This is a genomic window from Microbacterium sp. MEJ108Y (assembly GCF_000834175.1).
Lineage (GTDB): Bacteria > Actinomycetota > Actinomycetes > Actinomycetales > Microbacteriaceae > Microbacterium > Microbacterium forte.
Genome location: NZ_JXQX01000009.1, coordinates 242,706 through 251,249, shown reverse-complemented (window position 1 = coordinate 251,249; position 8,544 = coordinate 242,706). Strand labels below are relative to the sequence as shown.

The 8,544-nt window shown below is 65.7% G+C and carries 10 protein-coding genes; 6 read left to right on the top strand and 4 right to left on the bottom strand.

Annotated elements, in window-relative coordinates:
• Window positions 1–76: 76 nt before the first annotated feature.
• The 3 genes from RU09_RS05610 to RU09_RS05600 form a co-directional block, all read right to left on the bottom strand.
• Window positions 77–1,039, bottom strand: a complete 963-nt coding sequence (locus RU09_RS05610; protein ID WP_231481738.1) for a PstS family phosphate ABC transporter substrate-binding protein — start codon at window positions 1,037–1,039, stop codon at window positions 77–79.
• A 160-nt stretch (window positions 1,040–1,199) separates the two neighbouring features.
• Window positions 1,200–2,318 (bottom strand): MFS transporter, encoded by a 1,119-nt coding sequence (locus tag RU09_RS05605; RefSeq protein WP_052492869.1) that lies wholly within the window; start codon window positions 2,316–2,318, stop codon window positions 1,200–1,202.
• Window positions 2,319–2,371: 53 nt separating this feature from the next.
• On the bottom strand, window positions 2,372–2,767 hold the full coding sequence (locus RU09_RS05600; protein ID WP_174521422.1) for an ArsR/SmtB family transcription factor: 396 nt from the start codon (window positions 2,765–2,767) through the stop codon (window positions 2,372–2,374).
• A gap of 29 nt (window positions 2,768–2,796) precedes the next feature.
• On the opposite strand from RU09_RS05600, the gene RU09_RS05595 reads away from it, so the two are divergent.
• Window positions 2,797–4,098, top strand: coding sequence for an NAD(P)-binding domain-containing protein (locus RU09_RS05595; protein WP_042538309.1), 1,302 nt, complete (start codon window positions 2,797–2,799; stop codon window positions 4,096–4,098).
• A 51-nt stretch (window positions 4,099–4,149) separates the two neighbouring features.
• On the opposite strand, the gene RU09_RS05590 is transcribed toward RU09_RS05595, so the two are convergent.
• Complete coding sequence (locus RU09_RS05590; protein ID WP_029264075.1) at window positions 4,150–4,551, bottom strand: arsenate-mycothiol transferase ArsC; 402 nt, start codon at window positions 4,549–4,551, stop codon at window positions 4,150–4,152.
• A 126-nt stretch (window positions 4,552–4,677) separates the two neighbouring features.
• Here RU09_RS05590 and trxB point away from each other — a divergent pair, with 126 nt between their 5' ends.
• Genes trxB through RU09_RS05565 form a run of 5 tightly spaced genes read left to right on the top strand, consistent with a single transcriptional unit; the run spans window position 4,678 to window position 8,497 of the window.
• Window positions 4,678–5,655, top strand: coding sequence for a thioredoxin-disulfide reductase (gene trxB / locus RU09_RS05585; RefSeq protein WP_042538308.1), 978 nt, complete (start codon window positions 4,678–4,680; stop codon window positions 5,653–5,655).
• A complete protein-coding gene (gene trxA / locus RU09_RS05580; RefSeq protein ID WP_029264077.1) occupies window positions 5,652–5,978 on the top strand; it encodes a thioredoxin in 327 nt (108 codons plus the stop codon). Before trxB ends, trxA begins: the two co-directional genes overlap by 4 nt.
• Window positions 5,975–7,069 carry an ACR3 family arsenite efflux transporter gene (arsB, locus tag RU09_RS05575; RefSeq protein WP_042538305.1) on the top strand — a complete coding sequence of 365 codons (1,095 nt, stop codon included), beginning with the start codon at window positions 5,975–5,977 and terminating at the stop codon, window positions 7,067–7,069. The genes trxA and arsB overlap by 4 nt, the downstream gene beginning before the upstream one ends.
• A gap of 2 nt (window positions 7,070–7,071) precedes the next feature.
• Window positions 7,072–8,064 carry a metalloregulator ArsR/SmtB family transcription factor gene (locus RU09_RS05570; RefSeq protein WP_029264079.1) on the top strand — a complete coding sequence of 331 codons (993 nt, stop codon included), beginning with the start codon at window positions 7,072–7,074 and terminating at the stop codon, window positions 8,062–8,064.
• A 25-nt stretch (window positions 8,065–8,089) separates the two neighbouring features.
• The gene (locus RU09_RS05565; RefSeq protein ID WP_029264080.1) at window positions 8,090–8,497 is read left to right on the top strand and encodes an arsenate reductase ArsC; all 408 of its coding nucleotides are present in this window, start codon (window positions 8,090–8,092) and stop codon (window positions 8,495–8,497) included.
• Window positions 8,498–8,544: the final 47 nt, after the last annotated feature.

The window sequence follows — 8,544 nt, the reverse complement described above, 5'->3', positions numbered from 1 at the left end:
GCGGGGGCCCGGCCGGTAGCCGGGCCCCCGGGCCGCTCAGTGACGGTGGTCATGGGAATCGTCCTGAGCCGGAGGCTTAGCCGAGCGAGGCGAGCTCGTCAGCCGCCGTGGTGACCTGCTCTTCGGTGAGGGGCACGAAGAGTGCGCGCTCGGCGATGTCGAGCGAGTTGGCGACGTAGAAGTCGATGAACGACTTCACCGGCTCCTTGTCGACGTACGAGGCGTTGTTCACGTAGATGAACAGCGGGCGCCCGAGCGGAGTGTAGGTGCCGTCCTGGACGGTCTCGGTGCTCGGCATCACGCCGTCGACCGCGACAGCCTTGATGACGCCCTCGTTCTCTTCGACGTAGCTGAGCCCGAGGAACCCGATGGCACCGACGTCACCTGCGACACCCTGGATGGTGATGTTGTCGTCTTCCGAGGGGCTGTAGTCGGTGCGAATCGCACCCTCTTCGCCGTTGATGGCGTCGGTGAAGTAGTCGAACGTTCCCGAGTCGGTGCCTGCACCGAAGAGCGTGATCGCCTGGTCGGGGAAGCTCGAGTCGACCTGGTTCCAGTTCGTGATCTCGCCCTCGGCCTCGGGACCCCAGATCTTGTTCAGCTGCTCGACGGTGAGGTCTTCAGCCCAGTCGTTCTCGGGATTGACGACGACGGACAGGCCGTCGTTGGCCGCGATGATCTCGGTGTACTCGATGCCGGCAGCCTCGCACTCGGCGGCTTCCTCGTCCTTGATGGCGCGGGAGGCGTTGGAGATGTCCGTCTCGCCCGCGCAGAAGGTCTTGAAGCCTCCACCGGTGCCCGAGGTAGCGACGGAGACGTTCACTCCGGACTCCTCATCGCGGAACAGGTCGGCTGCGGCTTCCGTGAGAGGGGCGACTGTCGACGACCCGTCGGTGTTCACCGAGCCGGTCAGCCCGCCCGATCCTTCGCCGGAGCCGGCGGATTCGCCTGCGCTCGGCTGCCCACCACAGGCGCTCAGCGCGAGAACGCCGATGACCAATGCTGTGGAGGCGAAGATCTTTGCTGTGGTCTTTCGCACGATTGCTTCCTTCATCTCAGACTCGTGACAGGCGGCCGATAGACCGCCTCGAATAGATGGTGATCTATTCGACGTATTGATAGAAGGTCATCTATGTGAACGTGAGGTTAACGGACTCGGAAGAACTCCCGCGCATCGCCGGCAAGCACTCGGCTGACCGCTAGGAGAACCGAGCGAACGCGAGCGAGATCGCAGCGAGCCCGACGGCGATGAGGGCCATGGCGGAGTACGAACCGGTGGCCACTGCGAGCAGCGGACCGAGTGCCGGGCCGAACGCTCCGACGAGCGTGATCGGAGCAGCGAAGATCCCGTTGATGGCGCCGTAGTTCTGGGTGCCCCAGCGATCCGCGACGGCGGAACCCTGAACAAGCGTCTGAGCGCCTCGCACCGCACCCGCAGCGATACCTATGGAGATCAGCAGCCACGGAGGCCCGGGAATCAGGGCCAGCAAGGTGAGAGAGATGACACTGAGGCCGGCGGTCACCGTGAGGGGGGCCCATGGTGGGGCAGTGTGCGGGACGGCGACGTAGAGGAGTCGCCCGATCACCTGACCGGCGCCGAGGAGTCCGAGAGCCCAGGCGGCGAGCTCGTAGCTCATGCCCTTCTCCATGAAGAGCGGGATGAGCGCGAGGGTCACGCTGAACAGCGCAGCAGCGAGAGCGAACATGGAGAGCTCGAGCATCCAGAATCGTCGCGTGCGCACGACCGTGCTCACCGTGTGAACCTCTGCGGCGGCGTCGTGGCGAACGGGTGACCAGGTGCGCTCCAGGCTGAACCAGTGCAGCGGCGCGGTGGTGAGAAGCAGGAAACCGGCGAGTATCAGGAACATGGTCCGCCAGTCGGTTATCGCCAGGAGTCCGGCGACAATCGGGGCGAAGATGGTGGAGGCGAGCCCGCCGGCCAACGTCAAGATCGTCATCGCCCCGCGGCGTCGAGCGTCGTACCGGCGAGCGATGACAGTGAACGCCGCCTGGTAGAGCACTGCCGATTGTGCGAGTCCTGCGATGACCCACCCCACTGTGAAGACTGCAAGGGTCGGTGCGAGAGCGACGAGCACGACGCCGAGCGGGCCGACGACGCTGCCAACAGTCATGATGAGGCGCGGCCCCCGCTCGTCGAGCCATTTCCCGACGAAAACGCCAGCGACAGCGGAGGCGACCAGGCCCGACGAGAACGACAGCGTGACCAGGGCCACCGGCCACCCGGTGTCATCCGCGACCGCGGGAGAGGCGACGATCAGTGCATAGAACAGGATTCCCCAACTGATGACCTGCCCCACCGACAGCGCGGCTAGCCGGCCGCCCAGGTGTGGCGAAGGGGCACTCGCTGAGGTCACACCGCGCGGAGAGAGTCGGCAGCGGCATCCATCGCGTCGCCGTTGAGAGCGAAGTACGCCCACTTGCCGCGCTGTTCACGCGTGACGAGGCCGGCGTCGGCGAGGAGCTTCATATGGTGCGACACCGTGCCCTGCGAAAGCCCCACGGGCTCGGTCAGATCGCAAATGCACGCCTCGCCGCCAGCCCCGGCGGCGATGAGAGACAGGAGCCTCACCCGCGTTGGATCGCCGAGCGCCTTGAACAGGCGTGCAACCCGCTCGGCATCCGCGACGGTCATGGAGGGGGTGATTGGCGGGACGCAGCAACTGGTCGATTCGATTGTCGTTGGCAAGCTCACGCGACTAGTCTGGCACGTATTGACAATCTTCGATAGATAGGCGACAGTCTTCATATTGAAGTTTTTCGATTTGAGGAGATGCGATGTCTGAGCTTCCCGTCGTCGTCATCGGAGCAGGGCCGCAGGGCCTCGCCGCAGCGGCACACTTGGTCGAACGCGACGAGAATGTCCTCGTCGTCGAGCGCGGGCACGGCCCAGCAGCTGCAGTCTCCGAGTGGGGACACGTGCGCTTGTTCTCAGCGTGGCCAGAACTCACGGACGCCGCTGCGCGCCGCCTGCTCGAGCCCACGGGGTGGAGCGCACCCGACTCGGGGTATCCGACCGGCGCGCAGTGGGTCAGCGACTACCTGATGCCACTCGCGGATGTCCTGGGCGAGCGGATCCGCTACGCGACGACTGTCACCGGAGTCGCCCGCCAGGGCCGCGACAAAGTCGTCGACGCAGGCCGCCGGAGCCAGCCGTTCGTCGTCCACACTGTACATGCCGCGGGCAACGAATCTCGCCTCCTCGCCCGCGCGGTCATCGATGCCAGTGGCACCTGGGGCCTGCCGAATCCCGCCGGGGCGGATGGGTTCCCGGCCCCCGGCGAAGCCGCGGCGTCCGATCTGATTTCGTACCGCATCCCATCCGATGTGTCGGACCTCGCCGGTTCGCACGTCGTGGTGGTCGGTGCGGGGCACTCAGCCACGCATGCCGTGCTGCGTCTGAGTGAGTTGGCCCGCCGGTCGCCGGGAACGCGCGTGACCTGGCTGCTACGCCGAGGGAGCGCCGCCAACGTCTTCGGCGGCGGAATCGGGGACGAGCTGCCGGAGCGTGCCGCGCTCGGTTCCCGCGCCCGCAAGGTGATCGACGAGGGGGTCGTCGATCTGGTGACAGGTTTCCGTGTCGCCGAGTTCCAGCACGGAGTCGATGGTCTGACGCTCGTCGCCGAAGATGGGCGCGAGGTGACGAATGTCGGGCGAGTATTCGCACTCACGGGCTTCCGCCCTGACACCGGGATGCTGCGAGAGCTCAGGATCGACCTCGATCCCACTCTCGAGGCGGTCGCAGGCATCGCTTCCGAGATCGACCCGAATATTCACTCCTGCGGATCGGTGTCCGCGACGGGCGCGAGAGAACTGGCGCAGCCGGAGCAAGGGTTCTTCATCGTCGGAGTGAAGTCCTACGGGCGAGCCCCAACGTTCCTCGCGTTGACTGGCTTCGAGCAGGTCCGTAGTGTCGCAGCTCACCTCGCTGGCGACCACGAGGCGGCCGCACGCAACGAACTCTCTCTCCCTGACACTGGTGTGTGCGGTGGATCCGGTGACTTCGATGACAATGCGGGAAGCTGCTGCGCGGCTCCCCAGACCCTGCAGATCGGCGCGCGGCCTGTCACTGTCGGCTGATTGCAACTCATGAGGGGTGGGGCTCCCGAACCGAGCCCCACCTCTCAGTACTTAGCTGACGAGCCGAGCCGCCAGACCACGCACCTTCGCGTCGATGGCGTCGCGGAGCTCGCGCACCCCGTCGGCCTCCCAGTTCGAGGGGTCCGGGAATGACCACTCGACCAGCTCTCCGTGCACCGCGCCAGGCAGCGGGAGGCCCGGTTTCATCAAGACCACGACATCGGCCGCGTTGAGATCATCCACTGTCACGGCCCGGGGCGTGGCCGCTGACGTGTCGATTCCGAGCTCGTGCAGCGTTGACGCGACGGCTGGGTTGATCGTTGCGGCTGGGGTGATTCCCGCACTCGTCGCGACAAGTCGCTCATCGCCGATGTGTGTCAGAAGATGGGCGCCGAGTTGGGAGCGCCCCGCATTGTGCTTGCATATGAACAGAACTGTCTTGGGCTGGGTCATCTGGGGTCCTCTGGCTTCCTGACTGTCTCGATTGCTCCACCTGCACGATCTGTGCGCCAGGTGAAGAGAAGGTGAACTCCGTCACCAACAGTTGCACTCGGTATCGATGAATGTCAATATAGACACATGTCGATTCAAGAGGTTGAGCTGGTCATCATCGGGTCCGGGCCTGCGGGCTACACCGCCGCGGTCTATGCCGCGCGTGCAGGCCTTGCCCCCGTGGTCCTCGCCGGTTCCTCGACCGCGGGCGGCGCGCTGATGACCACGACCGAGGTCGAGAACTTCCCCGGTTTCGTCGACGGCGTGCAGGGACCCGAACTGATGGAGTCGATGCGCGCTCAGGCCGAGCGCTTCGGTGCCCGCATCCTCCTCGACGACGCCATCCGGGTCGACCTCGACGGGCCTATCAAGACGGTCGAGACCGGCGCTGGAGAGACCTTCCTCGCCCGCGCCGTCATCCTCACCATGGGCTCCGCCTATCGCAAGCTCGGGTTGCCGGATGAGGATCGACTCACCGGTCACGGCGTCTCCTGGTGCGCCACCTGTGACGGCTTCTTCTTCCGTGAGCAGGAGATCGTCGTCGTCGGCGGCGGAGACTCCGCGATGGAGGAGGCACTGTTCCTCACCCGCTTCGCGTCGAAGGTCACCGTCCTGCACCGCCGTGACGAGTTCCGGGCCTCGAAGATCATGGCGCAGCGTGTGCTCGACCATCCGAAGATCGAGGTCGCATGGAACAGCGAGGTCGCCGGCCTCGTCGGCGCCGAGAAGGTCGAAGCCGTCACGCTACGCGACACCGTCACAGGCGCCGAGCGGACGATCTCGGCCACCGGAGTCTTCGTCGCCATCGGCCACGACCCGCGCTCCGAGATCGTCACCGGCCTCGTAGACACGGATGCCGACGGCTACGTGCTCGTCGAGCACCCCTCCACCCGCACGAACCTCGCGGGCGTCTTCGCCGCCGGCGACCTGGTCGACCACACGTACCGTCAGGCGATCACCGCTGCAGGCACCGGGTGCGCCGCAGCACAAGACGCCCAGCACTACCTCGCGGCGCGGGACGAGACCGTATCAGTACCCACCGAGACCGAGGAGGTCTTCGCATGAGCGCGCCCATCACTGTGACCGATGCCACTTTCCAGGCCGAGGTCATCGACTCCGAGATCCCCGTCGTCGTCGACATCTGGGCCACCTGGTGCGGGCCGTGCAAGCAGGTCGCACCCCTCTTGGATCAGCTCGCCGCCGAGTATGACGGCCGTGTGAAGATCGTCAAGCTCGACGCCGACCAGAACCCTGAGACGGTAGCCGCAGTCGGTGTCACGTCCATTCCCACACTCGGGTTCTACACGGGAGGCACGCGGGTCGACACACTCATCGGCGCCCACCCGAAGCCCATCATCGCCACGAAGATGGAGGCTCTCCTCGCATGAGCACCGCCACCGCACCCACTACCGTCCCGACCACAACGCGTCGTCTGTCGACCCTCGACCGCTGGTTGCCGCTCTGGATCGGTCTCGCCATGGTCGGCGGCATCGTCATCGGTCGCTTCATCCCCGGAGTCTCCGGTCTCCTAGCCGACCTCGAGGTCGGTGGAATCTCGATTCCCATCGCCCTCGGCCTACTGGTGATGATGTACCCGGTTCTCGCCAAGGTCCGCTACGACAAGGTCGCCGCGGTCACCGGAGACAAGAAGCTGCTCATCTCCTCCCTGGTGCTCAACTGGCTCGTCGGACCGGCGCTCATGTTCGTTCTCGCCTGGGCTCTCCTCCCGGACCTACCTGAGTACCGCACCGGGCTCATCATCGTCGGCCTCGCCCGCTGCATCGCCATGGTCGTCATCTGGAATGACCTCGCGTGCGGTGACCGGGAAGCCGCGGCAGTGCTCGTCGCCATCAACTCGGTGTTCCAGGTCATCGCCTTCTCGCTGCTCGGCTGGTTCTACTTGACGGTTCTCCCCGGCTGGCTCGGGCTCGACTCCCAAGGCCTCGAGATCTCGGTCTGGCAGATCGCGCTGAACGTGCTGATCTTCCTCGGCATACCCCTCGTCGCCGGATTCGCCTCCCGCTTCATCGGGGAGCGGACGAAGGGACGCGACTGGTACGAAGACCGCTTCCTCCCGAAGATCGGCCCCTGGGCCCTCTACGGTCTCCTCTTCACCATCGTGCTGCTGTTCGCGCTCCAGGGCGAACAGGTCACCAGCCGCCCCTGGGACGTCGCTCGGATCGCACTCCCGTTGCTGGCGTACTTCGGGATCATGTGGTTTATCGGCCTCTTCACCGGCAAGGCGCTGGGGCTCGGATACGCACGCTCGTCGACGCTGGCATTCACCGCAGCGGGCAACAACTTCGAGCTCGCCATCGCCGTCGCCATCGGCACCTTCGGCGCGACCTCCGGCCAGGCCCTTGCCGGGGTCGTCGGCCCGCTCATCGAAGTTCCTGTTCTCGTCGGACTCGTCTATGTCTCTCTCTGGGCAGCCCGACGCTGGTTCCACACCGATCCATTCACCGCTGAAAGGATGTAGACATGAACGCCGTGCTGACCACCCAGGGTGACACCTGCAGTCCCGTCGCCAGCCACGCAATCGGCGTCGATGCGGCCACCTCGGTCGCCTCTACTCTGAAGGCGCTGTCGGATCCGCTCCGTCTTCGGATGCTGTCTGCCATCGCATCCGACCCTCGAGGGGAGTCGTGCGTCTGCGATCTCGCCGAGCTCGCCGAGGTTTCCCAGCCGACGGTCTCTCACCATCTGAAGGTGCTCAAGGACGTCGATGTCCTCACCTCGGAGCGGCGTGGAACCTGGGTCTGGTATCGGATCAACCCGAACCTGCGCAGCGCCGTCACGGCCCTGCTGGAATCCTTCGCGCCCGCGACGCTCGCACCGTGGAGTGTCTCTGACGGCCGCGATGAGCCGCGGCCCGACTTCGACGCGCGGGTGACCCATCTCGCAGATGAACTCGCAGCAGAAGTCCCCGAGCTCGACCCCAATGTCGTGCTCACCATCGTCCGCGAGTCCTACACCGCCCTCGCCCGCACCGCGCGAGTCACCTCAGCACTCGTGCCACTGACCGAACGCTTCGCACGTCAGCGACTCGCCGACCTCACACGGGACCGCGACTCTGCTGTGCCCCAGGTGCTCTTCGTCTGTGTCGCCAACGCGGGGCGTTCGCAGCTCGCCGCCGCGCTCGTCAACAAGATGGCGGGCGGCAAGGTCGTGGCTCGCTCGGCAGGATCGGCTCCTGCCGACGTCATCCATCCTCACGTCCGGTCGATTCTCGCCGAGATCGAAGGTGACGCTGCCGTCGAGCGCTTTCCGAAGCCGCTCACCGATGATGCCGTCCGTGCGGCGGACGTCGTCATCACGATGGGCTGCGGAGATGTCTGCCCGATCATCCCCGGCGTCCGTTACGACGACTGGGCAGTCGGCGATCCTGCTCTCGCATCGCGTGACGGTGTCGAAGCCATCCGTGACGACATCGCCGGCCGCGTGCGCGCGCTCGTCGAAGACCTTCTCCCTTGACCAACCCCTCGCACCAGGAGCAACCATGACTGACACGACCACCAAGCCCTCCGTTCTCTTCGTCTGCGTCCACAACGCCGGACGCTCGCAGATGGCCGCCGGATTCCTCCGCGACATCGCCGGCGACCGCATTGAGGTCCGCTCCGCCGGCTCCATGCCCGCCGACCAGATCAACCCGACTGCCGTCGAAGCGATGAATGAACTCGGGATCGACATCACCGCCGAGCAGCCCAAGATCCTGACGACCGAGGCCGTGCAGGCATCCGATGTCGTCATCACGATGGGATGCGGTGACGCCTGCCCGTTCTTCCCCGGCAAGCGCTACGAGGACTGGAAGCTCGACGACCCGGCCGGCCAGGGCATCGACGCCGTGCGTCCCATCCGTGACGACATCAAGGCGCGAATCGAGCAGCTGGTGAGCGAACTCGTCTAACGAGGGGAATGTGCTCGCCGATCCGGGATGCTTTCGTCAGTGATCGA

Coding starts and splice junctions, on each gene's coding strand:
- trxA (WP_029264077.1), top strand. CDS start 5,652: ATGAGCGCGCCCATCACTGTGACCGATGCCACTTTCCAGGCCGAGGTC.
- RU09_RS05570 (WP_029264079.1), top strand. CDS start 7,072: ATGAACGCCGTGCTGACCACCCAGGGTGACACCTGCAGTCCCGTCGCC.
- RU09_RS05565 (WP_029264080.1), top strand. CDS start 8,090: ATGACTGACACGACCACCAAGCCCTCCGTTCTCTTCGTCTGCGTCCAC.
- RU09_RS05595 (WP_042538309.1), top strand. CDS start 2,797: ATGTCTGAGCTTCCCGTCGTCGTCATCGGAGCAGGGCCGCAGGGCCTC.
- RU09_RS05590 (WP_029264075.1), bottom strand. CDS start 4,551: ATGACCCAGCCCAAGACAGTTCTGTTCATATGCAAGCACAATGCGGGG.
- trxB (WP_042538308.1), top strand. CDS start 4,678: ATGTCGATTCAAGAGGTTGAGCTGGTCATCATCGGGTCCGGGCCTGCG.
- arsB (WP_042538305.1), top strand. CDS start 5,975: ATGAGCACCGCCACCGCACCCACTACCGTCCCGACCACAACGCGTCGT.
- RU09_RS05600 (WP_174521422.1), bottom strand. CDS start 2,767: ATGAAGACTGTCGCCTATCTATCGAAGATTGTCAATACGTGCCAGACT.